23 protein-coding genes and 2 tRNA genes are annotated in these 22,341 nt (G+C 67.2%); 14 read left to right on the forward strand and 11 right to left on the reverse strand.

The annotated features are described in order from the left end of the window. Positions 1 to 90 precede the first annotated feature (90 nt). From BM436_RS24775 to BM436_RS24810, 8 genes are all read left to right on the forward strand, one after another. Positions 91 to 1,233 carry a cytochrome c oxidase subunit II gene (locus BM436_RS24775; RefSeq protein ID WP_093558208.1) on the forward strand — a complete coding sequence of 381 codons (1,143 nt, stop codon included), beginning with the start codon at positions 91 to 93 and terminating at the stop codon, positions 1,231 to 1,233. A gap of 22 nt (positions 1,234 to 1,255) precedes the next feature. Further along, positions 1,256 to 3,037: a cytochrome c oxidase subunit I gene (locus tag BM436_RS24780; protein ID WP_093558209.1), complete on the forward strand. Its 1,782-nt coding sequence runs from the start codon at positions 1,256 to 1,258 to the stop codon at positions 3,035 to 3,037. Then, positions 3,034 to 3,687 (forward strand): cytochrome c oxidase subunit 3 family protein, encoded by a 654-nt coding sequence (locus tag BM436_RS24785; protein ID WP_093558210.1) that lies wholly within the window; start codon positions 3,034 to 3,036, stop codon positions 3,685 to 3,687. The genes BM436_RS24780 and BM436_RS24785 overlap by 4 nt, the downstream gene beginning before the upstream one ends. 2 nt (positions 3,688 to 3,689) lie before the next feature. Then, positions 3,690 to 4,361 (forward strand): heme-copper oxidase subunit III family protein, encoded by a 672-nt coding sequence (locus tag BM436_RS24790; RefSeq protein ID WP_229490681.1) that lies wholly within the window; start codon positions 3,690 to 3,692, stop codon positions 4,359 to 4,361. A gap of 10 nt (positions 4,362 to 4,371) precedes the next feature. After that, positions 4,372 to 4,710, forward strand: a complete 339-nt coding sequence (locus BM436_RS24795; protein WP_093558211.1) for a cytochrome C oxidase subunit IV family protein — start codon at positions 4,372 to 4,374, stop codon at positions 4,708 to 4,710. A gap of 78 nt (positions 4,711 to 4,788) precedes the next feature. Then, a tRNA-Glu gene (locus BM436_RS24800) sits at positions 4,789 to 4,864 on the forward strand. Positions 4,865 to 4,913: 49 nt separating this feature from the next. After that, positions 4,914 to 6,095 carry an elongation factor P maturation arginine rhamnosyltransferase EarP gene (gene earP / locus BM436_RS24805; protein ID WP_093558212.1) on the forward strand — a complete coding sequence of 394 codons (1,182 nt, stop codon included), beginning with the start codon at positions 4,914 to 4,916 and terminating at the stop codon, positions 6,093 to 6,095. A 121-nt stretch (positions 6,096 to 6,216) separates the two neighbouring features. After that, positions 6,217 to 6,792, forward strand: coding sequence for an elongation factor P (locus tag BM436_RS24810; RefSeq protein WP_093558213.1), 576 nt, complete (start codon positions 6,217 to 6,219; stop codon positions 6,790 to 6,792). An 81-nt stretch (positions 6,793 to 6,873) separates the two neighbouring features. On the opposite strand, the gene BM436_RS24815 is transcribed toward BM436_RS24810, so the two are convergent. Then, complete coding sequence (locus BM436_RS24815) at positions 6,874 to 8,691, reverse strand: DUF4214 domain-containing protein (protein WP_093558214.1); 1,818 nt, start codon at positions 8,689 to 8,691, stop codon at positions 6,874 to 6,876. A gap of 112 nt (positions 8,692 to 8,803) precedes the next feature. On the opposite strand from BM436_RS24815, the gene BM436_RS24820 reads away from it, so the two are divergent. From BM436_RS24820 to BM436_RS24835, 4 genes are read left to right on the forward strand one after another with little or no spacing between them, the layout of a single operon-like run. Then, positions 8,804 to 10,411, forward strand: a complete 1,608-nt coding sequence (locus BM436_RS24820) for an amidase (protein ID WP_093558215.1) — start codon at positions 8,804 to 8,806, stop codon at positions 10,409 to 10,411. Between the two features lie 42 nt (positions 10,412 to 10,453). Next, positions 10,454 to 11,095, forward strand: a complete 642-nt coding sequence (locus tag BM436_RS24825) for a helix-turn-helix transcriptional regulator (protein ID WP_093558216.1) — start codon at positions 10,454 to 10,456, stop codon at positions 11,093 to 11,095. Continuing rightward, positions 11,085 to 12,050 (forward strand): ornithine cyclodeaminase family protein, encoded by a 966-nt coding sequence (locus BM436_RS24830; RefSeq protein WP_093558217.1) that lies wholly within the window; start codon positions 11,085 to 11,087, stop codon positions 12,048 to 12,050. The genes BM436_RS24825 and BM436_RS24830 overlap by 11 nt, the downstream gene beginning before the upstream one ends. 26 nt (positions 12,051 to 12,076) lie before the next feature. Further along, a complete protein-coding gene (locus tag BM436_RS24835; protein WP_093558218.1) occupies positions 12,077 to 13,039 on the forward strand; it encodes a threo-3-hydroxy-L-aspartate ammonia-lyase in 963 nt (320 codons plus the stop codon). A gap of 21 nt (positions 13,040 to 13,060) precedes the next feature. Here BM436_RS24835 and BM436_RS24840 read toward each other — a convergent pair whose 3' ends face one another. Then, positions 13,061 to 14,080: a glycoside hydrolase family 43 protein gene (locus BM436_RS24840; protein ID WP_093558219.1), complete on the reverse strand. Its 1,020-nt coding sequence runs from the start codon at positions 14,078 to 14,080 to the stop codon at positions 13,061 to 13,063. Positions 14,081 to 14,238: 158 nt separating this feature from the next. Here BM436_RS24840 and BM436_RS24845 point away from each other — a divergent pair, with 158 nt between their 5' ends. After that, positions 14,239 to 14,640, forward strand: a complete 402-nt coding sequence (locus BM436_RS24845) for a hypothetical protein (protein WP_093558220.1) — start codon at positions 14,239 to 14,241, stop codon at positions 14,638 to 14,640. On the opposite strand, the gene BM436_RS24850 is transcribed toward BM436_RS24845, so the two are convergent. The 9 genes from BM436_RS24850 to BM436_RS24890 all read right to left on the reverse strand — a co-directional run bounded on the left by BM436_RS24850 (position 14,641) and on the right by BM436_RS24890 (position 22,040). Then, positions 14,641 to 15,027, reverse strand: coding sequence for a VOC family protein (locus tag BM436_RS24850; protein ID WP_093558221.1), 387 nt, complete (start codon positions 15,025 to 15,027; stop codon positions 14,641 to 14,643). 41 nt (positions 15,028 to 15,068) lie between these two features. Beyond that, the gene (gene dbpA / locus BM436_RS24855; protein ID WP_093558222.1) at positions 15,069 to 16,481 is read right to left on the reverse strand and encodes an ATP-dependent RNA helicase DbpA; all 1,413 of its coding nucleotides are present in this window, start codon (positions 16,479 to 16,481) and stop codon (positions 15,069 to 15,071) included. Positions 16,482 to 16,590: 109 nt separating this feature from the next. Further along, positions 16,591 to 16,815 (reverse strand): hypothetical protein, encoded by a 225-nt coding sequence (locus tag BM436_RS24860; RefSeq protein WP_093558223.1) that lies wholly within the window; start codon positions 16,813 to 16,815, stop codon positions 16,591 to 16,593. A gap of 129 nt (positions 16,816 to 16,944) precedes the next feature. Next, positions 16,945 to 18,582 carry an acid phosphatase gene (locus BM436_RS24865; protein WP_093558224.1) on the reverse strand — a complete coding sequence of 546 codons (1,638 nt, stop codon included), beginning with the start codon at positions 18,580 to 18,582 and terminating at the stop codon, positions 16,945 to 16,947. A gap of 132 nt (positions 18,583 to 18,714) precedes the next feature. After that, positions 18,715 to 18,791, reverse strand: a tRNA-Met gene (locus BM436_RS24870). A gap of 229 nt (positions 18,792 to 19,020) precedes the next feature. Continuing rightward, on the reverse strand, positions 19,021 to 20,193 hold the full coding sequence (locus BM436_RS24875; RefSeq protein ID WP_093558225.1) for a methyltransferase: 1,173 nt from the start codon (positions 20,191 to 20,193) through the stop codon (positions 19,021 to 19,023). A 109-nt stretch (positions 20,194 to 20,302) separates the two neighbouring features. Continuing rightward, positions 20,303 to 21,196, reverse strand: coding sequence for a hypothetical protein (locus BM436_RS24880; protein WP_093558226.1), 894 nt, complete (start codon positions 21,194 to 21,196; stop codon positions 20,303 to 20,305). A gap of 97 nt (positions 21,197 to 21,293) precedes the next feature. Beyond that, positions 21,294 to 21,506, reverse strand: a complete 213-nt coding sequence (locus BM436_RS38025; RefSeq protein WP_093558227.1) for a hypothetical protein — start codon at positions 21,504 to 21,506, stop codon at positions 21,294 to 21,296. Positions 21,507 to 21,581: 75 nt separating this feature from the next. After that, complete coding sequence (locus BM436_RS24890; protein ID WP_093558228.1) at positions 21,582 to 22,040, reverse strand: putative metalloprotease CJM1_0395 family protein; 459 nt, start codon at positions 22,038 to 22,040, stop codon at positions 21,582 to 21,584. Between the two features lie 139 nt (positions 22,041 to 22,179). On the opposite strand from BM436_RS24890, the gene BM436_RS37230 reads away from it, so the two are divergent. Further along, positions 22,180 to 22,335: a hypothetical protein gene (locus tag BM436_RS37230; protein WP_177307484.1), complete on the forward strand. Its 156-nt coding sequence runs from the start codon at positions 22,180 to 22,182 to the stop codon at positions 22,333 to 22,335. Positions 22,336 to 22,341: the final 6 nt, after the last annotated feature.

Here is a 22,341-nt window from a genome sequence, read left to right on the forward strand (position 1 = left end):
CACCGTGTACGTGGTTCGTTGGGCATGACAGGCGGTTCGAGCATGGCTCAGAGGCTCTTTCAACGAAACATTTGAACGCGGGAGCTGCACATGGCGCTTGCATTGGCATTGATCCTTATCGTGATTGGCGCCGTGGCGTTCCACGCCGCCAGTCCCTGGTGGCTGACCCCGCTTGCCTCCAACTGGCAGCAGATGGACGACGCCTTGATGCTGACGCTGTACATGACCGGCGCGGTCTTCGTCATCATCAACCTGTTTGTCGCATACGCGGTCATACGCTTCCGCCACCGCGAAGGCGTGCGCGCGTCCCCCGAGCATGGCAGCAAGAAGCTGGAGTGGTGGCTGATCGGCGTCACCACGCTGGGCATCGTCGTCCTGCTGGCGCCGGGGCTGGACGTGTACGCCAAGCTGATCACGCCGCCGTCGGACGCGATGCAGTTCGAGGTCATGGGCCAGCAATGGCGCTGGCATTACCGCTTGCCCGGCAAGGACGGCAAGATGGGCCAGACCGACGTCAGCCACATCAGTTCCGTCAATCCCTTCGGCATCAACGAAAAGGATCCGAACGGACAGGACGACCTGCTGGTGGACACACAGGAAATCCACATCCCCGTCAACAAGCCGGTCAAGGTGCTGCTGCGCTCGCAGGACGTGCTGCACGACTTCTATGTGCCGCAGTTCCGCTCGCGCATGAACATGGTGCCCGGCATGGTGACCTCGTTCTGGTTCACGCCCACCATCGTCGGCAAATACGAGGTGCTGTGCGCGCAGCTGTGCGGCGTCGGCCACGCCAATATGCGCAGCTGGGTGATCGTGGACGAGGAGCCGGCCTACCAGGCCTGGCTGGCGGCCCAGCCCACCTTCGCCAAGCTGAGGGCGGCCGCGCCGGGCGCGGCGCCACCGCCGGTGGAGGAGGGCGGCGCGCCCGCGCCCGCGGCGGCGGCCGGCGACGTCGCCACCCAGGGCAAGCTGCTGGCGCAGGCGCGCGGCTGCATGGCCTGCCACAGCGTGGACGGCGCCCCCGGCGTGGGGCCGACCTGGAAGGGCTTGTACGGCAAGACGGAAAACCTGGACGGCGACAAGACCGTGGTGGCGGACGATGCCTACCTGAAGCAGGCGATCGCCGAGCCCAAGGCCAGCAATGTGCGCGGCTTCCCGCCCGTGATGCCGCGGCAGCCGTTCACCGACGCGGAACTGGCGGCCATGGTGGCGTATATCAAATCCGTGAAATGAGTAGTAGCTCCGGGAGGCAGCAATGACGCACGGCGACGAGCACGACGACGATCACGGCCACGGCCCGCAAAGCTGGGTCACCAAATACGTGTGGAGCCAGGACCACAAGGTCATCGCGATCCAGTACGCGCTCACCGCCATCGTGGTGGGGCTGATCGGGCTGGTGCTGTCGGACCTGATGCGGCTGCAGCTGGGCTATCCGGGCAAATTCTCCTTCATCGACCCGTCCAGCTATTACCAGTTCATCACCATGCACGGCATGATCATGGTGGTCTACCTGCTGACCGCGCTGTTCCTGGGCGGCTTCGGCAACTACCTGATTCCGCTGATGGTGGGCGCGCGCGACATGGTGTTCCCCTTCCTGAACATGCTCAGCTACTGGTTCTACCTGCTGTCCGTGCTGATCCTGGTGGCCAGCTTCTTCGTGCCCGGCGGCCCCACCGGCGCCGGCTGGACCCTGTATCCGCCGCAGGCCATCATGCAGGGCACGCCGGGCATCGAATGGGGCATCATCGTGATGCTGGTCTCGCTGGTGGTGTTCATCGCGGCCGCCACCATGGGCGGGCTGAACTACGTGTCCACCATCCTGCAGGCGCGCACGCGCGGCATGACGCTGATGCGCATGCCGCTGACGGTGTGGGGCATCTTCGTGGCCACCATCCTGGCGCTGCTGGCCTTCCCGGCGCTGTTCGTCAGCGGCGTGATGATGTTGTTCGACAAGACGCTGGGCAGCAGCTTCTTCATGCCGGCCGTCGTTTCCATGGGCCAGCACCTGGAGCACAAAGGCGGCAGCCCGCTGCTGTTCCAGCACCTGTTCTGGTTCTTCGGCCATCCGGAGGTGTACATCGTGGCCCTGCCGGCGTTCGGCATCATCTCCGACCTGGTCAGCGTGCACGCCCGCAAATGCATCTTCGGCTACAAGATGATGGTGTGGGCCATCGTGGTGATCGGCGGGCTCAGCTTCGTGGTGTGGGCGCACCACATGTATGTGAGCGGCATGCATCCGCTGTTCGGCTTCTTCTTCGCCGTGACCACGCTGGTGATCGCAGTGCCCACCGCGATCAAGGTCTACAACTGGACCCTGACCCTGTGGCGCGGCGACATACACCTGACCGTGCCCATGCTGTTCGCGCTGGGCTTCATCAGCACCTTCGTGCTGGGCGGCGTGACCGGCCTGTTCCTCGGCAATGTCAGCGTCGACATCCCGCTGTCGAACACCTATTTCGTGGTGGCCCACTTCCACATGGTGATGGGCGTGTCGCCCGTGCTGGCGGTGTTCGGCGGCATCTACCACTGGTATCCCAAGGTCACCGGGCGCATGTTCAACGAGGGCCTCGGCAAGCTGCATTTCTGGGTCACCTTCCTGGGTTCCTACGCGATCTTCTTCCCCATGCACTACCTCGGCATCCTGGGCATGCCGCGCCGCTACTACGCGTACGAGAACTACAGTTTCATCCCGCCGTCGGCGCAGGCCTTGAACGAATTCATCACCATCGCCGCGCTGATCGTCGGCGTGGTGCAGCTGCTGTTCGTGTTCAACATCGGCTACAGCGCCTTCCGCGGCAAGCCGGCCGGCGGCAACCCCTGGCGCGCCGCCAGCCTGGAATGGTTTACGCCGGAAACCCCGCCCACGCACGGCAACTGGGGACCGTCGCTGCCGGTGGTGTACCGCGGCGCCTACGACTACGGACAGCCGGGCACGGGCAGCGATTACATCCCGCAAAACGTCGGCCCGGACGAGGATGCGCTTGGCGGCGCGCCCGCGCCGACACGGCCGCTGGGCGGCAAGGAGAGGCCGGCATGAGCGCGCTCGATCTGTCAAAAAGCACCGTGCCCGCGGTGGACGCGCGCAAGGTGGGGCTGTGGGTCTTCATGGCGGTGGTCACGTCGCTGTTCATGCTGTTCGGCATCGCCTACGTGATGCGGATGGCGATGGCCGATTGGCAGCCGCTGCGCTACGTGCCGGCGCAGCTGTGGTTCAGCACGGCCTTGCTGGCGCTGGCCAGCGTCGCCTGGGAGGTGGCGCGGCGCTCGGCGCACGGCCCGGCCGGCCGGCGCGCCGGCATCCTGGCGTGCGCGCTGTCGCTGGCCTTCCTGCTGGCGCAGCTGTGGGCCTGGCAAGCGATGATGGCCATGGACTACCGCGTCGACGGCAACCCGGCCAACAGCTTCTTCTACCTGTTGACCGGATTGCACGGCCTGCACGTCATCGGCGGCCTGCTGGCGGCCGCCATCGCCGGCGGCGCGATGCTGCGCGGCGCCGGGCATTCCGGCGGCGCGGCGCGGGCGCGGCGGCGCTCGCGCCTGGCGGGCAGCATCGCCTTGTGCGCGCGGTACTGGCACTATCTGCTGGTGCTGTGGCTGGCGCTGTTCGCCTTGCTGTTCCTGGTCACTCCGGATCTGGTGCAAGTGGTGTGTGAAAGCGTCGGCATCAGGCCGCCGCAAGCGAGGTGATCATGGACACGCGAGACGGCGGCAGCCTGCGCAGCATGGTGGACGACTGGTCCGGCGACAAGGCCGCCTTCCACGTCCCCTGGGGCAAGCTGATGATGTGGATCTTCCTGCTCAGCGACACCTTCATCTTCGGCAGCTTCCTCACCGGCTACATGACGGTGCGCCTGTCCGCCACCGAGCCCTGGCCCAATCCCAGCGAGGTGTTCGCGCTGACGATCGCCGGCGCGACCCTGCCCTTGATACTGATCGCCATCATGACCTTCGTGCTCATCACCAGCAGCGGCACGATGGCCATGGCCGTCAATTTCGCCTACCGCGGCGACCGCAAGACCGCCGCGCGGCTGATGTGGGTGACCGCGCTGTTCGGCGCCATGTTCGTCGGCATGCAGGCCTTCGAATGGACCAAGCTGATCCATGAGGGCGTGCGGCCCTGGGCCAATCCCATGGGCGCGGCGCAGTTCGGCTCCTGCTTCTTCATGATCACCGGTTTCCACGGCATGCACGTGACGGCCGGCGTGATCTACCTCGGCGTCGTGGCGCGCCGCCTGCAGAACGGACACTACGAGCGGGCGCGCGGCGGCGGCAAGTACGACATCGTCGAAATCGCCGGTCTGTACTGGCACTTCGTGGACCTGGTCTGGGTCTTCATCTTCGCGTTTTTCTACCTGTGGTAGGGGAGGGCATATGTCCACCGCAAGCACACCCGGCGCCGCCCAGGAAGGGCACACGCAGCATCCGATCGGCGTCTATTTCAAGATATGGGGCCTGCTGTTCCTGCTCAGCACGCTGTCCTACCTGGTCGACTTCTTCCACGTGCAAAGCTATCTGCGCTGGACGCTGATCCTGGTCCTGATGATGGCCAAGGCCGGCCTCATCGTCGCCTACTTCATGCACCTGCGCTGGGAGCGGCTGGCGCTGATCTACACCATCCTGGTGCCGCCGCTGGCGCTGCTGGTCCTGTGCGCCATGATGATGGTGGAGGGCGACTACACCTTCCTCACGCGCGCCACCCATTTCGGCTGAATCGCGCCCGGGTTCGCGAGGGGCGCGGACTTGATGAACGCCAATTCCCCATGCTACAATTCGCCCACGCTTCACGACGTCCCCATCGTCTAGAGGCCTAGGACATCACCCTTTCACGGTGAGTACCGGGGTTCGAATCCCCGTGGGGACGCCACTACAGAAAAAGCCGCCGAGAGCGGCTTTTTGCTTATCCGCCCCCGACCATGACCTCCACTCCCATGCGCGCCACGCTCGCCCTGTTTTGCAAGGTCGTCGACAACTACGGCGACATCGGCATCTGCTGGCGCCTGGCGCGGCAGCTGCACAACGAGCACGGCATCGCCGTCACCCTGTGGGTGGACGATCTGCAAACATTCCAGCGCATCTGCCCCGAGGTGGACACGGCCGCCGAGTTCCAGTGGCTGGGTGGCGCGCCGGGGGGGATTCTGGTGCGCCACTGGCGCGGCCAGGACGGCGAGTTCGACACGGCCGACATCGCCGACATCGTCATCGAATTCTTCGGCTGCGACATCCCGCCCGCCTACATCGCCGCCATGGCGCGACGCGAGCCCCGTCCCGTGTGGCTGAACCTCGAGGGCCTGAGCGCGGAGGAGTGGGTGGAGGGCTGCCACACGCTGCCGTCTTCCCATCCGCGCCTGCCGCTGACCAAGCACTTCTACTTCCCCGGCTTCACCGCCAAGACGGGCGGCCTGCTGCGCGAAGGCGCGCTGGAGGCGCAGCGCCAGCGATTCCAGGCGGACCCGGCGGCAATGGCGGCCTTCCTGGCGCGCTTCGGCGTCACGCCGGAGGAGATGGCGTCGTTCAAGGTGTCGCTGTTCTGCTACCCGCACGCGCCGGTGCCGGCCCTGTTCGAGGCCTGGCGCGAGGGCGACGCGCCGGTCGCCTGCCTGGTGCCCGAGGGCGTCGCCCCGGTGGCCGTGCAAGCCTTCCTGGGCGGGGAGCCGAAGGCGGGCGCCTCGCGCACGCGCGGCGCGCTCACCGTGCGCGTGCTGCCCTTCGTCGCCCAGCCCGATTACGACAAGCTGCTGTGGGCCTGCGACCTGAACTTCGTGCGCGGCGAGGATTCCATCGTGCGCGCGCAGTGGGCCGGCAAGCCCTTCATCTGGCACATCTATCCGCAGGACGAGAACCTGCACCACAAGAAACTGCGCGCCTTCCTGCAGCGCTACTCGGCCGGCATCGCCAGCGCCAACGACTTCTCGCTGGGCTGGAACGACGCCCGCCAGGCCGACTGGTCCGCCCAGTGGTTGTCGCTGAGGGCGGACATGGCCGGCATCGCCGCCCGCGCCGCCGAGTGGCGGCGGCAGATGTTGGAAAACGGCGATCTGGCGTCCAATCTCCTGGCCTTCGCGGCCTCGCTCCAGTGTGCGGCCCGCGAAAAATAAGGTATACTGCCGGGTTACTCTCACGTAGTTTTATTCGATCACACTAGAGCTCACGGCGCCATAGGCCAGCCAGCAGGCGACAGATGATTTTTACGCAACCTCCTTTATACGTACATTCGCTATGAAACCCGCAAAAGAAATTCGTGTTGGCAACATCATCATGGTTGACGCCAAGCCTTTCATCGTCCTGCGTTCCGATGTCAACGGCTCGAGCCGCACGGGCTTCACCTACAAATGGAAGATGAAGAATCTTCTGACCAACGCTCCGCTGGAAAACGTGTTCCGCGGCGACGACAAATTCGACGTGGTCGTGCTGGACAAGAAGCCGGTGACCTACTCCTACTTCGCCGACCCGCTGTACGTCTTCATGGACGAAGAGTACAACCAGTACGAAATCGAAGAGGAAAACCTGGGCGACGCCCTGAACTACCTGAAGGACGGCATGGAATGCGAAGCCGTGTTCTACGACGGCAAGGCGATCTCGGTTGAACTGCCAACCACCATCGCGCGCCTGGTCGTGTACTCGGAGCCGGCCGTCAAGGGCAACACCTCGGGCAACGTCCTGAAGGAAGCCAAGATCGAGAACGCCATCGAAAGCAAGCGCCACACCGTGCAAGTGCCGCTGTTCGTGAGCCAGGACGACATCATCGAGATCGACACCCGCACCAACGAGTACAAGCGCGTGGTCCGCAACTAAGACCGCCCGCCCCATGAAAAACGCTGCCTTCGGCAGCGTTTTTTTTTCGTCCGCGCGCTTCGGCGCGGATGCCGCTGGCGATCAGCCGGCCCAGGGCACGTAGGTCATGCCGTTCTGCATGGTGCCGATCAGCGCGGCCTGGTTCTCCGCGCTTTCGGCGAAGCTGGCCAGCACTTGCGACTGGGTCGCGATATGGCTGTCCAGCACGTTCAGCCAGTAGGCGAAGCCGGCCGAGTCGGCGTTGCGGTGCAGCACGTGGTTGTAGAACAGGTTCAGCGCGGTGTCGTTGCTGGGGTTCACGCCGTACACCGATTGCGCCTCCGCGCCCGCCATGAAGTGGCCGGCCACGTCGAAGCGGCCCAGGCCGTTGTCCATCTGCTTGATCCAGTAGCCCAGGCCGGCGGCGTCCGGCACGCGGTCGTAGGCGGCCTGGTACAGGCGGTAGGCGACGCCGGCCGTGCCGTTGACGTCCAGCGCCACGTCGGCGTTGGCGAAGTGCACCCGCTCCACGTTGGCCAGCGTGTCGGTGCCGTCGCCGCCGCTGGTGTTGGCGATGACGGTGCCGGCCGCTGTGGCGGTGATGGTGTAGTTGGCGCGCGCGCCCAGGTACACCGCGGTGTCCAGGCCGCCGCCGCCGTCGATGACATCGTTGCCGCCCTGGCCGGTGATGGTGTCGGCGCCCTGGTTGGCGTTGATAACGTCCGCGCCGGCGGTGCCGGACAGGGTCTCGCCCGTCGTCGAGCCGAAGCCCGCGCCCACCTTGGCGTGCACCAGCGCGCGGGTGCCGCCGGTGATGCTGGTGTACAGCAGCTCCAGGCCGTTGCCGGCCAGCGCGTTGCCTTCAAGGTAGTTGAACTGGGTCGTCCCGCCGTTCTGCGACACGCGGGTCAGCGCGCCCGTCAGCACGTCCTTGATGAAGACGTCGACCTTGCCATCGCCGTCGCCCGCCGTCAGGTTGGACGCGCTGGAGAAGGCGACGTAGCGGCCGTCGGCCGAGATCGACGCGTCGGCCGCCTCGCCGCCGCCCTGGCCGCCGTCCGCGTTGACCGACACGCGCACCGTCTGGCCCGTCACCAGGTCCTTGCGGAACACGTCGCGCACGCCGTTGGTGTCGCCGGCCACCAGGTTGCTGGCCGAGCTGGAGAACACCACGTAGCGGCCGTCGGCCGAGAACGACGCGTGGTCGCTGTTGCCGTTGGCGGCGGCGCCGTTCGAATCGGTGGAGATGCGGATCAGGTTGCCGTTCGCCAAGTCCTTCAGGAAGATGTCGGCGTTGCTGTTGTCGTTGGCGACCAGGTTGTCGGCGTAGCTGGTGAAGGCGACGTAGCGGCCGTCCGCCGAAATGTTGAGCTCGGAGCTCGGCGCGTTGGCCTGCGCGCCGGCCGCCGTGGTGGACGCGTTGACCACCGCGCCGCTCTGCAGGTTCTTCACGTACACGTCGTCGAAGCCGTTGCTGTCGGTGCCGGCCAGGTTGGTGGCCTTGCTGAGGAAGGCGACATGGCCGCCATTGCCGGCCAGTACGGCGTTGTAGCTGTGTCCATTCGACTCCACGCCGGCCGCGTTGGTCGAGGCGCTGCCGAGCGCACCGTTGACCAGGTTTTTCACCATGACGCCCACATGCGTGCCATTATTCTGGAAAACGATGGTGTTGCCGTCGTTGCTGACGCTGACGCCGCTCGAGGCCGCCGTCAGCAGGCCGCCGTTGGAGGCGGTCGAGGCCAGGGTCAGCGCGCCGGTTTGCAAGTCCTTCACATAGATGTCCGCGATGGCGGCGGTGTCGGCCGGCAGCAGGCTCTGCGTGGTGGCGAACGCGGCGTAGCGGCCATTGGCCGACAGCCGGGGACCGATGTCGGTGGTGGCGAGGCCGCTCTGGATTACAGTTGTGGTGTTTGCTTGCATGGTCTGAAGTTCTTATTAAAGGTTGTCAGGAATTGGCCGACAAATTGTGCATCAGCTAAGAAAAATACCGTCGCACGGTACTGCTGAGCAATGCCAATGAGGCGGAGGCGGCATGGATCGCAGAGAATTCGTACGGATGGGGGTGTTGGCGGGCGTGGCGGCCGGCCCCGTCGCGGCCGTGGCGTCGGCCGGCCCGGCCATGGCCGCCGTCTACAAGCCCGGCATCCTGGACGCCGGCGTGCAAGCCCTGCAGGAGCTGATGGCGGCCCGCAAGCTCACCGCGCACGCGCTGGCCTCGCAATACCTGGCGCGCATCCGCAGCGTCGACAAGTCCGGCCCGCGCCTGAACGCCATCATTGAGCTGAACCCGGAGGCGCTCAAGATCGCGCTCGAGATGGACCGCGAGCGCCTGCACCACCGCCTGCGCGGCCCGCTGCACGGCATCCCCGTGATCCTGAAGGACAACATCGCCACCGCCGACCGCATGAGCACCAGCGCCGGCTCGCTGGCGCTGGCCGGCGTGCGCGCCGAGCGCGACGCCCACGTGGTGGCGCGGCTGCGCGCGGCCGGCGCCGTCATCATCGGCAAGAGCAACCTGAGCGAGTGGGCCAATATGCGCTCCACCCAGTCGGTCAGCGGCTGGAGCGCGCGCGGCGGCCTCACGCGCAACCCCTACGCGCTGGACCGCAGCTGCAGCGGCTCCAGTTCCGGCTCGGCCGCCGCCGTCGCGGCCGGCCTGGCCACCTTGGCGGTCGGCACCGAGACCGACGGCTCCATCGTCTCGCCGGCGTCCATCTGCGGCCTGGTCGGCATCAAGCCCACGCTGGGCCTGGTCAGCCGCGGCGGCATCATCCCCATCGCCCACTCGCAGGACACGGCCGGCCCGATGGCGCGCAGCGTGGCCGACGCCGCGCTGATGCTGGCCGCCATGGCCGGCGCCGACCCCGCCGACCCCGCCACGCTGGGCGGCGCGCCGCACGCGGTGGACTACGCCGCCGCGCTCGACCCGAACGGCCTGCGCGGCAAGCGCCTGGGCGTGGCGCGCAACTACTTCGGCCGCCGCGCCGACATCGACGCCCAGATCGCGCTGGCGCTGAAGGTGCTGGAGGAGCAGGGCGCCACGCTGGTCGAGGTGCGCGTGCCCAACGCGGGCAAGTACCGCGACACCGAGACCGACGTGCTGCTGTACGAATTCAAGGCAGGGCTGGCCGAATACCTGGCCGCCTACGCGCCGTCCGCGCCGGTCAAGAGCATGGCCGACGTCATCGCCTACAACCGCCGCCACGGCGACAAGGAGATGCCCTACTTCGGCCAGGAGTACCTGGAGCGCGCGGAGCAGAAGGGCGGCCTGGACACCCCGGCCTACCTCGACGCGCTGGCCAACAACCGCCGCTACGCCCGCGACGAGGGCATCGACCAGGTGCTCGCCGAGCACCAGCTCGACGCGCTGGTCGCGCCCACCGGCGGCACCGCCTGGCTCACGGACTTCGTCAACGGCGACCACTTCGGCGGCGGCTTCTCGTCGCCGGCGGCGGTGGCCGGCTACCCGCACATCACGGTGCCGGCCGGCTATGTGCACGGCCTGCCGATCGGCCTGTCGCTGGTGGGCGGCAGCTACAGCGAGGCCGCGCTGATCGGCATGGCCTACGCCTTCGAGCAGGCCACCAGGCACCGCCGCGTGCCGCAATTCCCCGCCAGCGTCACGCCGGCCATGCGCTGAAAGGGATTTGACGGAATGTCCAATTTTGGATATTCTGTCCAGATGCCTAAGACCATACGCAAAACCCCCGAACAGAAGCTGCTGCTGGAGCAGCTCAAGACCGTGGCCGAAGGCCTGGGCCAGACGCTCGCGCCCTTCTGCGAAGTGGTGGTGCACGACCTGCTGGACCCGCGCCACGCCATCGCCGCCATCCACAACAACCTGTCCGGCCGCGAGCCCGGCGGCCCGGCCACGGAGCTGGGCCTGGCGCGCATCGGCGACCCGGACTACCCGGCCGTGCTGGCCAACTACGCCAACCGCTTCGCCGACGGCCGGCAGGCCAAGAGCACCTCGATCGGCGTCAAGGACTCCACCGGCCGCTACGTGGCGGCGCTGTGCATCAATGTCGACCTGACCATGTTTCACGGCCTGCAAAGCGTGCTGGAACAGTTCGGCCGCGTGGCCGGCGGCGCCGCCGGTCCGCTGGAGTCGCTGGACCCGGTGGGCGCGGACGGCATACGCCGCCGCATCGACCAGTACGCGGCGCGGCTATCGAGCACGCCGCGGGCGCTGAAGGCGGACGAGCGGCGCGCGCTGATCGCGGAGTTGAGGGAGGCGGGCTGCCTGGACGTGCGGCGCGCCATGGAAATCATCGCCCAGCACCTGGGCGTTTCAAGGGCGACGGTGTATGGCTATGCGAAATGACGAACTGCTGCTGATCGACGGCGCCCAGGCGCGATCGCTGATGGACACCCGCGCGGTGCTGGAATCGGTGCGCGCCGCCTTCGTGCTGCACAACAGCGACGAGGGCAGGGTGTTCCCCATGGTGCGCCAGCAGCTGCCACAAGGCGTGTGGGGCATCAAGTCCGGCGACGTGCCCGGCCAGGGCCTGCTGGGCTTCAAGACGGCCGGTTTCTGGCCCGGCAACCGCGCCCTTGGCGCGGAGCCCCACCAGGCCACCATCATGCTGATCGACCCCGCCACGGGCCGGCCGCGCTGCGTCATCGACGGCAACGCCGTCACCACGGAGCGCACCGGCGCCGCCGGCGCGCTGGGGCTGACGCAGCTGGCGCGCGCCGACAGCGCCCGCGTGTGCGTGTTCGGCACCGGCACCCAGGCCCGCGTCCAGCTGCGCTTCGCGCTGGAGCTGATGCCCTCGCTGGTGCGGGTCGACTACGTCGGCTCCACGGGGCGGCGCGACGCGGGATTCGAACAGCTGTTCTCGGACCGCTGCGACATCGGCCCGGCGGCGGACCGCGACAGCGCGGTGGCGCTGGCGGACATCGTCATCACCGCCACCCCGGCCGGCGGCCCGCTGTTCCACGCCGACGCGGTGCGCCCCGGCACGCACCTGAACTGCGTCGGCGCCGACACCCGGGGCAAGCGCGAACTGCCCGAGGGCCTGCTGCGCAGGGCGCGGCTGTTCGTGGACGACCACGTGCAGGCGCGCCAGATCGGCGAGCTGCAATGGGCGCCGGAGCTGCCCTGCGCGCAGCTGGGCGAGCTGCTGGGCGGCCGCGCGCACGCGCACCGCAAGCCGGACGACATCACCATCTTCGACATGACCGGCATCGCGCTGCAGGACTTGACGGTGGCGCGGCTCATCCATGAACGGGCCCTCGCGCGCGGCGTGGGCACCGCCGTCGCCTGGCCCTGGTAATCACCACTGAAAAAAAGGAAATCCACATGCTCGCTTCACCGACCTACGAGGATGTCGCCGCCGCCGCGCGCCGCATCGAGGGCCACGCCCACCGCACGCCCGTGCTCACCTCCCGCACCGCGGACGAGGAACTGAACGCGCAAGTGTTCTTCAAATGCGAAAACCTGCAGCGCATGGGCGCCTTCAAGTTCCGCGGCGCCTACAACGCGCTGTCGCGCTTCGACGCGCGGCAGCGCAAGGGCGGCGTGGTCGCCTTCTCGTCAGGCAACCACGCGCAAGCCATCGCCCTGTCCGCGCGGCTGCTGGACATCCCCGCCACCATCGTCATGCCGGAGGACGCGCCGGCCGCGAAGGTGGCCGCCACCAAGGGCTACGGCGGCAAGGTCGTGCTCTACAACCGCTACACCGAGGACCGCGAAGCCATAGGCCGCCGGCTCGCCGAGGAGCACGGCATGACGCTGATCCCGCCCTACGACCATCCGGACGTCATCGCCGGCCAGGGCACGGCCGCCAAGGAGCTGTTCGAGGAGGCGGGGCAGCTGGACGCGCTGTTCGTGTGCCTGGGCGGCGGCGGCCTGCTGTCCGGCTCCGCGCTGGCGGCGCGCGCGCTGTCCCCGGGCTGCAAGATCTACGGCGTGGAACCGGAGGCGGGCAACGACGGCCAGCAATCGTTCCGCGGCGGCGCCATCGTCCACATCGACACGCCGAAAACCATCGCCGACGGCGCGCAGACGCAGCACCTGGGCGACTACACCTTCGAGATCATCCGCCGCGAGGTGGACGACATCCTCACCGTCAGCGACGCGCAGCTGGTGGAGGGCATGCGCTTCTTCGCCTCGCGCATGAAGCTCGTGGTCGAGCCCACCGGCTGCCTGGGCTTCGCCGCCGCGCGCGCCATGCGCGACCAGCTGCGGGGGCTGCGCGTCGGCGTCATCCTCAGCGGCGGCAACGTGGACATGGAGCGCTTCTGCGCGCTGCTGGCCGGCTGAGCGCTTCCTGGTCGACGGGTGCTAGCGTGACGGCCCCCATTTCGACTGCAGCGCCTGGTACTCCCGGGCCGAAACGCTCAGGATGGAGCCGTGCCGCTTCTTGCTCTTGCCCATCGAATACTCGGCGGGGGACAGGATGCGGAAGTTCTCGGCGCGCGACAAATCGGAGGAGACCAGCGACAGGTATCCCTTGCCCGCCGCGTACTGGTCGACCCACAGCGCCCACTGGTCCGTGCCGTTGAACTTGTACAGGATAGGCCCCTCGACTTGTTTGCCGGTCAAACCCACCGAGCGCAGGTCGCCGATGGTGGTCCATTCGCCCAGGATTTTCTGGCTGCCCTCCAGCGTGATCTGGCCGTCGCCCGAGGCGCGGTAGTACTTGTAGCCGCCGGCGCTGTCGTCCATCTTCACGATCTGGGTGTCGATGATGTCCGCTTTCCCGGGGCGGTCGATATACAGCCGCGCCGGAGTGAAGCTCACGAAGTCGCGCGTCGTCGAATAATAGATGCGCGCCTTGTCGATGCCGTTCAACGGGGAGGTGGTGGCCCAGTAGACGATGTATTCGCCGGTGCTGTCGTCGTAGATCGCCTCCGGGGCCCATGCGCAGCCGGCCCCGGGGATGCCGCCGGCGATGTCGACTTTGCGCGGCGCCGACCAGTTGAGCAGATCGGTCGACTCGAAGATGATCAGGGAGGTGCTGCCGCGGTGCACCGCCGCGTCCCAGCCCTTGCCGCTCTCGATGCGCAGGTCGGTGGCCAGGATGTAGAACTTGTCGCCATTGGCGGAGCGCACGATGGCCGGATCGCGCACACCTTTTTCGCCGATGTCCGACACCAGCACCGGCCGCGAATCGTTCAGGTCCCGCCAGTGCAGCCCGTCCGTGCTGGTGGAAAAATAGATCTGTTCGCCGTCGGCGACCTCGCTGGTGAAGTGCACCAGCAGGTAGCCGGTGTGGGGCGCGGGCTCCGCCTTGGCCGGCAAGGTAGCCATCACCGCCGCCATGAAGGTCAGCAGCACGCGTTTTTTCGCATCCAACAACATGGGTCGTCTCCGAGGGTTTCTGATATCGATAACATGCATGTTAGCATAAAACAAGGCGGACGCGAAAGCGACAAGCCGCGCCCCCGAATCGGGGTAGAATTTGCCTTGCCCGGCGTGTGGCCGGCGGTGAGAATCGAAACCCCAAGGCGGTGCCGTCCATGCAGCAACCGGATTTCCCGATACGCAAAGAATGCCCTCCCGGCGCCTGCGACTGCAAGCGCGAGTTGCTGCTGGACGATCCGCAAGCCGACCTCGCCATCCTGCGGCTGACCAAGGAAGAGGAGAAGCGGCTGGTCGAGCGCATCGAGGGCGCCGCCAGCTACGAGGAGTTGCAGCGCATCGGCGTGCGCCTGCGGCAGAACCTGGGCGTGTCCCTGACCATCGCGCCCGGCGAGAACGAGGTGCGCACCGTGATGGGCCTGCAGATCGAACTGTCCATGCGTCCCGGCCTGTGCCGCAAGACGCGCGAGGCGATCCCGGCGGCGGTGCGCCGCTGCCTCAAGCGCAACCCCGAAATCATCTACGCCATCCTGAACGCCAACGATCTGCTGGGCGGGTGATCAGCCGGGCTGCACCAGGTTGATCAGATTGCCGCAGGTGTCCTCGAACAGCACGCCGATGATGGGTCCCATCGGCGTCGGCTCGCCGCGGAAGGCCACGCCTTTTTCCTTCAGGCTGGCGTATTCGCCGGCGATGTCGTGCGTGAGGAAGGCGGTGGCGGGAATGCCGGCCTCGTACAGGGCCGTCTGGTAGGCGTGGGCCGGCGGGAAGCCGATCGGCTCCAGCACCAGTTCGATATCGTCGGCCCCCTCGGGGGAGATCACGGTCAGCCAGCGGAACTGCCCCATGGGGATGTCGTTCTTGACGGTGAAACCGAGGACCCTGGTGTAGAAGTCCCGCGCCTTGTCCTGGTTGTCCACCATGATGCCGGCCAGTCCGATTTTCATGCCGCTCTCCTGAAAGTGGTCGCGTCGACCACTGTATCAGATCAGACGTCGATGAAGCGCATCTTGAAGTTGCGGCCCTTGAAGGTGCCGAAATCGGCGCCTTCGCGGCTGCCCTTGGCCAGGCGGTCGAAGGCCTCGTAGGCCACGCGGCGATCGATCGCCACGTAGGTCATGAATTCGAACACGTTGATCTTGCCCACCTGTTCCTTGGCCAGGCCGGCGTCGCCGGTCAGCGCGCCCAGCACGTCGCCGGGACGCAGCTTTTCCTTCTTGCCCGCCATGACGCACAAGGTCATCATCGGCGCCGGATCGCCCTGGGCGTACTCGTCGTCCGGCAGTTCCTTCAGCGAGTGCCATTCCACCTCGCTGCCCTGGTATTCCTCGATCAGCTTGACCCACTTCTTCTCGTTCGGCGCGCACAGCGACAGCGCCAGGCCGCGCTCGTCGCCGCGGCCGGTGCGGCCGATGCGGTGGATGTGCACCTCGGTGTCCTTGGACACGTCCACATTGATCACCGCCTCCAGGTTGGCGATGTCCAGGCCGCGCGCGGCCACGTCGGTGGCCACCAGCACGGTGGCGCTGCGGTTGGAGAACAGCACCAGGATCTCGTCGCGCTCGCGCTGTTCCAGTTCGCCGTACAGCGCCAGCGCCGTGAAGCCGTCCGCGCGCAGCGACTCGACCAGCTCGCGGCAATGCACCTTGGTGTTGCAGAAGGCGATCGCCGAGGCGGGTGTGAAGTGCTTGAGCAGCTTGCCGACGGCGGCGTCGCGGTCGTCGAAGCCCACCTCGTAGAAGCGCTGTTCGATCTTGCTGTTGTCGTGCTGCGCGGTGATGATCACCTCCAGCGGATCGGCCAGGAAGGCCTCGGTGGCCACGCGGATGTCGTCCGGGTAGGTGGCCGAGAAGAGCAGCGTCTGGCGGCGTTTCGGGCAGGCCGAGACGATGCCGGCGATCTCGTCGTAGAAGCCCATGTCGGTCATGCGGTCCGCCTCGTCCAGCACCAGCGTGTTCACGGTGGACAGGTCCAGTGTCTGGCGGCCCAGGTGGTCGCGGATGCGGCCGGGCGTGCCCACCACGATGTGCGCGCCGTGCTCCAGCGAGGCGATCTGCGGGCGCATCGGCGCGCCGCCGGTCAGCACCAGCACCTTCACGTTGCCCACGCCGCGCGCCAGGCGGCGCAGTTCGTTGGCCACCTGGTCGGCCAGCTCGCGGGTCGGGCACAGCACCAGGCCCTGGGTGGCGAACCACGCGGGATTGAGCTTGCTCAGCATGCCGATGCCGAAGGCGGCGGTCTTGCCGCTGCCGGTCTGGGCCTGGGCGATCAGGTCGCGGCCCTCCAGCACGGAAGGCAGGCTTTGCGCCTGGATCGGCGTCATCGTCTTGTAGCCGAGGATGTCGAGGTTGGCCAGGAAGGCGGGCGTCAGCGGCAGGCTGTGGAAGGAATCGGAACTCATGGTGGCGGACACTTTAAGAAGTGGTGAAGAGGGTGCGCACAGTCTATCAGGCGAAAAGCCAGCCGTGCGCGTGTGTGTGTCCGCACCGGGGCGGACGGGGATGAGGGACTCAGTCCTTGCGCCAGACCGGCAATCCGGTCAGGTCCAGGGCCTCGTCGCGCTGCCAGACGGGCAGGCCGGAGGTGTCGGTGGCCTCCAGCAATTCCAGCTGCACCTGTTTCAGGGCGGCGCGGCGCGCGCGCGGCGGAGGCGGGCGTTTCGGCTCCGGTTCCATCGGCGCGGCCGGCGTGAAGCCCGGCAGGTCGAACGTCGCGTTGTCTTTTTTGTCTCTCATTTCCCTGTGCGTTGCAGAACGCGCCCTACAAAACAAAAGCCCGGCTGCATTGAGTCGGGCTTAGAAAAGTTTAAAGCGGCACGGAGTGTATCACAAAGCCATGCCGCCGTGTCGGGATTGTCGGCGGCGTCAGCGGAAGCTCAGCGTCCCCGTCAAATCGCCCGGCGGCAGCGCGCCGCGCGCCGCGAACGCGTCGTTGCGCGTCTTCAGGCCCTCCAGCAGCGGCAGGCCGTGCAGGCGCGTGATGAAGCGCAGGATGGACGTGGTGTCGTAGAAGCTGTGGTCGACCGCGCCCTTCTTGGCGTGCGGCGACACCACGATGGCCGGAATGCGCGAGCCCGGGCCCCAGCGGTCGCCCTTGGGCGGCGCCACGTGGTCCCACCAGCCGCCGTTCTCGTCGAAGGTGATCACCACCACCATGTCCTTCCACTGCGGCGACTTCTGCAAGTGCGCGATGACGTTGGTGACGTGCTGGTCGCCCGACTCGATGTCAGAATAACCCGCGTGCAGGTTCAGGTTGCCCTGCGGCTTGTAGAACGTCACCGCCGGCAGCTTGCCGGCCACCGCGTCGGCCAGGAACTTGTTCGACATGGGGCTGTCGCCCAGGCCGCCGTCGCGCAGGTGCTCGGCGCGCGCGGCGGTGCCGGGCGCGAACCGCTTGAAGTAGTTGAACGGCTGGTGGTGATACTGGAAGTTCGGCTTCGGTCCGCCGCCCCTGGTGTCCAGCGCCGCCTGCCACGCGCCGCCGTACCACGCCCAGCCCACGCCCTTGGCCGACAGCAGGTCGCCGATGGTGTCGTAGGTCTGCGGCGGCAGCGTGCTGGCGTCGGCCGGATCGGCCAGGCTGGCGTCGCCGCCCGGCGCCGGCCGCACCCAGCTGGGCTGGTAGGGCGGCGCCATGGTGTTGACCGCGTAGCCGTCCGGCGAGATGGCGCCGTCGTTCACGTATTTCGGTTTGCCGTCCATGGCCGACGCCGGGCTGTCCGGCGCGACGGCCAGGCGGGTGCCGGTGGGGCCGTCGGACAGCACGCAGATCTTCTTCTTCGCCGCCGTTTCGGCGGCGTTGAAGTACTCCGGCGTGCGGCCGGTGATCAGGAACTGGTGGTTCAGGTAGGAGCCGCCGAAAGCCGCCATGAAGAAGTTGTCGCACAGCGTGAATTGGCGCGCCAGCTGGTACAGGCCGAGGTTCCTCGACGACTCGCTGTAGTAGCCCATCGGCATGCCGCCGGTGTTGCCCCAGGCGACGAAGCCATCGTTCCTGCCGCCGTTGATCTGCATCTGGTTCTGGTAGAACAGGTGCCACAGGTCGCGCGTGATGACCGATTCCGGCAGCGGCTTGCCGTCCGGCGTGGTCAGCTTGAAGGGCGCGTTCGGCAGGTCCTTGATCTGGTCCTCCTTGATCTCGTAGGTCGCGCCGCCGATGGTCTGCGAGGCCGGCACCATGCCGCCCCAGATCCTGGGAAGGGCGGGCAGGGGCGCGCCGTTGTAATCGACCTGCGTGTACTGCTCGGGCTTGAGGGCGGACATCGGCGCGGCCAAGCCGGGGAAGTCCGCGAACAGATTGTTGAAGCTGCGGTTCTCCAGGTAGATCACCACCACGTTCTTGACGTGCTCCTTCAGTTTCGCGTCCAGCGAGCCGGCCGGGTTCCTGGCGGGCGCCGCGCCGGCGATGCCCGGCACCGTGGAGGCGAGTCCGGTCGCCGCGGCTGCCTGGAAAATGCGGCGGCGGTTGAGATTGGCTGGCTGCTCATTGTTCTTGTCCGTCACGCCTGGCTCCTTCGCTGGAAGATTTAGAAGCCGCAAAGTGTATCACTATGGAAAGATACAACTGTAGCGATCCGCCGACGAAAATGAAAAAGCCGTTGATTCCTGTAAGAGAATCAACGGCTTTTCTGAATCTGGTTGCGGGGACAGGATTTGAACCTGTGACCTTCGGGTTATGAGCCCGACGAGCTGCCAGACTGCTCCACCCCGCGTCTGAGGCCCGAATTATATAGACCCTCGCCGCGTAATGCAAGGGCCGAGTGCAGAACAAGCTCCCCGTCCCCAACTGATATCAAAACCACATCGGTGTCAGGCGCGACATTCGGACACGAGCACAGCCGTAGTCGCGAACTCATCGGCGTCGCCATGCGATTCACGGCCGCCACTGCGGAGGCCGTGTCCGAATGTCGCGCCTGACACCGATGTGGCGCGGGTAACTTTTTAGGCGGCGGCGAGGCGCCATAGCGAGGTGACTTCGGCGGCGCGGGCGGCGTGCAGCGGGTCGGTGGCGTCGGCGGCGCGCGGGTGCGTCGGGCGCACGTCGTGGCGGTCCAGCACTTTCAGGCCGGCGGCGGCGATCCATTCCATCAGCTGCTCGCGCGGACGCAGGCCGAGGTGCTCGGCCAGGTCCGACAGGATCAGCCAGCCTTCGCCGCCGGGCGCCAGGTGGTCCCTCAGGCCGCCGAGGTAGCCGCGCAGCATGCGGCTGTCCGGGTCGTACACGGCGTGCTCGATCGGCGAGTTGGCGCGCGCCGGCACCCACGGCGGATTGCACACGACCAGCTGCGCGCGGCCTTCGGGGAACAGGTCGGCCTTTTGCAGCTCGACCTGGCCGTCCAGGTCCAGGCGGGCCAGGTTCTCGCGGGCGCAGCTGAGGGCGCGCGGGTCCTGGTCGGTGGCGACGATGCGCTTCACGCCCCGTTTGGCCAGCACGGCCGACAGCACGCCGGTGCCGACGCCGATGTCGAACGCGGTCTGCGTGCCCTTGGGCAGCGGCGCCTCGTCGACCAGCGCCACGTATTCGCCGCGCACCGGCGAGAACACGCCGTAGTGCGGGTGGATGCGCGCGCCCAGCGCGGGGATTTCGACGCCGGTGCGGCGCCATTCGTGCGCGCCGATCACGCCCTGCAGCTCGCGCAGCGAGGCCACGAAGGGGTGTTCGCCGCGGCCGTAGGTTTCATTGCAGGCCAGCTTGGCGTCCGGCGCGCGGCGCAGCGGGATGGTGTAGTCGGCGTCGAACGGGATCACCAGCATGGCCAGCGTGCGGGCGCGCTGCGACTGGGCTTGGCGGTGCAGGTGGAAGGCCTCGGTGGGCGTGGCCGGCGCCTTGACGGCCTTGGCCTTCTTGCCCTTGCCGCCGCCGCCGAGCTTGTGGTCGGCGCGGCGCGCCAGCGCCTGCAGCAGCTGGCGCGCGTTCTGGAAGTCGCCGCGCCACAGCAGGGCCGTGCCCTCGCAGGCCAGGCGGTAGGCCACGTCGGCGTTGAGGGTGTCGTCGGCCAGCATCACGCGTTTCGGCGGCGGCATGCCGCTCTCGGAGCGCCAGCGGGCCGAACGTTCCTCGCCGTTTTCGGTCCAGTGGATGAGTTGGGGCGCTTCGGGTGTGGCTGCGGTCATAGTTGTGCTGACTTAATGTGTGTGGGTGGTGTAAACGGCAGAACCGCCGCGAAGGGCGGCGGTTCGTGGGATGGCGCTATTATACGTGCCGCGCGACCGGCGCCGGATATCAGGCGGCCGGCTCGGCGTCCGGGGCCGGTGTCGGCTCCGGCGCGGGCGCCTCCGCCGCGGCCTCGGCGGCGCGCGCCTCGGCGTTGGCCTGGGCCGGCGCGGCGGCCTGCTCGGGCAGCGACGGCTCGGTCCGGCCGTAGGCGTTGGCCACGGCCTTGGCGTTTTTCTCGCCGGGCTGGGTGTAGGTGTCCAGCGATTCCTGTTTGTTGACCAGGTTCAGCAGGCGTAGCGACAGCGTGCCCAGTTTTTCCTCCGACTTCTGGTCCACCAAGTCCGATTTCAGCGGCTTGTCGAACAGGCGGAACAGGTCTTGCAGACTGCCGGGGAAGCGGATGTCGGGGAACTGGATCTCCGGCAACGGGTCGGCCGCCGAACGCGGCGCCTTGCTGTCGGCCGGGGCGGACGTGGTCTGGCCGGCGGCCGCCTCCAATGAATAGTCGTATTGCACTTCCACTTCGAAATCGAACTTGCGGCCGTCGGCCGTGGTGATGGTGCCCTTGCCGAGGAAGTGCGAGCTTTCCGTCAGGCTGAACGCGGCCGCGTTGCTGACGCCGCCCGAGCCCGAGCTCTGCTGCACGCCGGCGGCGAAGCTGGACGAGGTTTCCAGGTCCACGGAGTCGAAGGAGATCGTCGCGCCCTTGAGGTCGTCGCCGAACATCTGCTGGGCGAAGGTGCCGATCAGGTTTTGCGCGAGATCCACCGTGGAGTTGCCCAGCGTGTCGACGCGCTGCTGCAGGTCGATGCCATTTTTCGACAGTGACACCAGGTCGTTCTGCGCCTTCTCCGCCAGCGAGGAGTTGGAGGAGCGCAAGTTCTTGCCGTCCTGCGCGTTGGCGGAGGGCAGGGAAGTGGGGAGGAACGAACGTGAGTTCAGTGGAGATAAATTGGTCATCGCAGCACCTAAGGTCGGGTTTCCTTTATTACATCGGCAAAACTGGCGATTTCTTGAGCTGTTTGTTCAACCTTCTTGTGAAAGCGCAATGTGGAGCTCAATGATGGTGGTGCCAATTTCCGTCCGCGGAGTCCAGGAAAGATTGCACGGCGTCCTTCTGCCCGGTCGCGTGGCGCTTCACCTCGCCGCAAGCGCAAATGCCCTGGTAAGGCTGGATATGGGAGCAGGCCGATACCTTTTGCAGGAACACGGTGACCGATTTGTTGCATTTGACGCATTTAAACGTGAGGGTGCGGGGAGCTTTGAGCATGGCGGGGACGGCGGTTAAAACCCGGATTTTAGCACCGACGGGGCCGCCAAGGCGCGCGCCATGGCCGCCGCCGTCCTAGGCGTAGGTGTCGATTTCGCCGCGGGTGGGGGAGGTGGTGTAGGCGCGTTCGAGTTCGGCGCGGGCCCGCTGCTCCAGCTGTCGGGCCTGGGCGGCGACGGCCCTGTCCTGGCTGGACGGCTCGGCCGGGGCCAGCGCGGCGGCCTGCATGGTGCGCGCCTTGGCGATGGTTTCCTCCGGCGTGGCGCCGGGCGAAGTGTCGATGTTGACCTCGCCGCCGACCGCGTAGTTGACGCCGTTCGGTCCCCGCTGATAGGTGTAGCTGGGGCCGGACGTGGCCAGGCCGCCGGCGGCCGACAGATGGGCCAATTCGTGCTGGCGCACCTCGGTGTCGCGCTGTTTCAGCTTGTCCAGCTGCGCCACCTGCTCCCGGGTCAGCTCGGCCTTGGCCGCGACGGGCCCGGCCCGCTGCGGGGCGGCGGCGCTGGCGACGGGGGAGATGGCGTTGATGCTCATGGGACTAGGTCTGACTCGGCCTGGGGATCCTTACAATTCCTTACATCATACCCGTGTTGTATTTCGGGGTTTCTCGTCAACGGTATCGCCGCCGTCGCGTTGTGAAGGTATCCGTTCTCGCTTTCTAAAGAGGCTCGCCGTGGAACAACCGAAACAACCGACCAAGGAAGCCGTGCGCCAGTGGCTGAAGGACAAGCTGGTGGAGCGGCGTCCCCCGTCCGACCCGCAGCAGATACGCCGCGAGCTGGGTTGGGATCTGGTGAAACTGGAGCGGGACAAGACCCCCGCCCGATAGTCGTTC

The organism is Pseudoduganella namucuonensis (assembly GCF_900116645.1).
GTDB lineage: Bacteria > Pseudomonadota > Gammaproteobacteria > Burkholderiales > Burkholderiaceae_D > Rugamonas > Rugamonas namucuonensis.

What these genes read in the sequence shown, in the direction of transcription:
- BM436_RS24775 (WP_093558208.1), top strand. Translation starts at nt 91, where the DNA reads ATGGCGCTTGCATTGGCATTGATCCTTATCGTGATTGGCGCCGTGGCG.
- BM436_RS24780 (WP_093558209.1), top strand. Translation starts at nt 1,256, where the DNA reads ATGACGCACGGCGACGAGCACGACGACGATCACGGCCACGGCCCGCAA.
- BM436_RS24785 (WP_093558210.1), top strand. Translation starts at nt 3,034, where the DNA reads ATGAGCGCGCTCGATCTGTCAAAAAGCACCGTGCCCGCGGTGGACGCG.
- BM436_RS24790 (WP_229490681.1), top strand. Translation starts at nt 3,690, where the DNA reads ATGGACACGCGAGACGGCGGCAGCCTGCGCAGCATGGTGGACGACTGG.
- BM436_RS24795 (WP_093558211.1), top strand. Translation starts at nt 4,372, where the DNA reads ATGTCCACCGCAAGCACACCCGGCGCCGCCCAGGAAGGGCACACGCAG.
- earP (WP_093558212.1), top strand. Translation starts at nt 4,914, where the DNA reads ATGACCTCCACTCCCATGCGCGCCACGCTCGCCCTGTTTTGCAAGGTC.
- BM436_RS24810 (WP_093558213.1), top strand. Translation starts at nt 6,217, where the DNA reads ATGAAACCCGCAAAAGAAATTCGTGTTGGCAACATCATCATGGTTGAC.
- BM436_RS24815 (WP_093558214.1), bottom strand. Translation starts at nt 8,691, where the DNA reads ATGCAAGCAAACACCACAACTGTAATCCAGAGCGGCCTCGCCACCACC.
- BM436_RS24820 (WP_093558215.1), top strand. Translation starts at nt 8,804, where the DNA reads ATGGATCGCAGAGAATTCGTACGGATGGGGGTGTTGGCGGGCGTGGCG.
- BM436_RS24825 (WP_093558216.1), top strand. Translation starts at nt 10,454, where the DNA reads ATGCCTAAGACCATACGCAAAACCCCCGAACAGAAGCTGCTGCTGGAG.
- BM436_RS24830 (WP_093558217.1), top strand. Translation starts at nt 11,085, where the DNA reads ATGCGAAATGACGAACTGCTGCTGATCGACGGCGCCCAGGCGCGATCG.
- BM436_RS24835 (WP_093558218.1), top strand. Translation starts at nt 12,077, where the DNA reads ATGCTCGCTTCACCGACCTACGAGGATGTCGCCGCCGCCGCGCGCCGC.
- BM436_RS24840 (WP_093558219.1), bottom strand. Translation starts at nt 14,080, where the DNA reads ATGTTGTTGGATGCGAAAAAACGCGTGCTGCTGACCTTCATGGCGGCG.
- BM436_RS24845 (WP_093558220.1), top strand. Translation starts at nt 14,239, where the DNA reads ATGCAGCAACCGGATTTCCCGATACGCAAAGAATGCCCTCCCGGCGCC.
- BM436_RS24850 (WP_093558221.1), bottom strand. Translation starts at nt 15,027, where the DNA reads ATGAAAATCGGACTGGCCGGCATCATGGTGGACAACCAGGACAAGGCG.
- dbpA (WP_093558222.1), bottom strand. Translation starts at nt 16,481, where the DNA reads ATGAGTTCCGATTCCTTCCACAGCCTGCCGCTGACGCCCGCCTTCCTG.
- BM436_RS24860 (WP_093558223.1), bottom strand. Translation starts at nt 16,815, where the DNA reads ATGAGAGACAAAAAAGACAACGCGACGTTCGACCTGCCGGGCTTCACG.
- BM436_RS24875 (WP_093558225.1), bottom strand. Translation starts at nt 20,193, where the DNA reads ATGACCGCAGCCACACCCGAAGCGCCCCAACTCATCCACTGGACCGAA.
- BM436_RS24880 (WP_093558226.1), bottom strand. Translation starts at nt 21,196, where the DNA reads ATGACCAATTTATCTCCACTGAACTCACGTTCGTTCCTCCCCACTTCC.
- BM436_RS38025 (WP_093558227.1), bottom strand. Translation starts at nt 21,506, where the DNA reads ATGCTCAAAGCTCCCCGCACCCTCACGTTTAAATGCGTCAAATGCAAC.
- BM436_RS24890 (WP_093558228.1), bottom strand. Translation starts at nt 22,040, where the DNA reads ATGAGCATCAACGCCATCTCCCCCGTCGCCAGCGCCGCCGCCCCGCAG.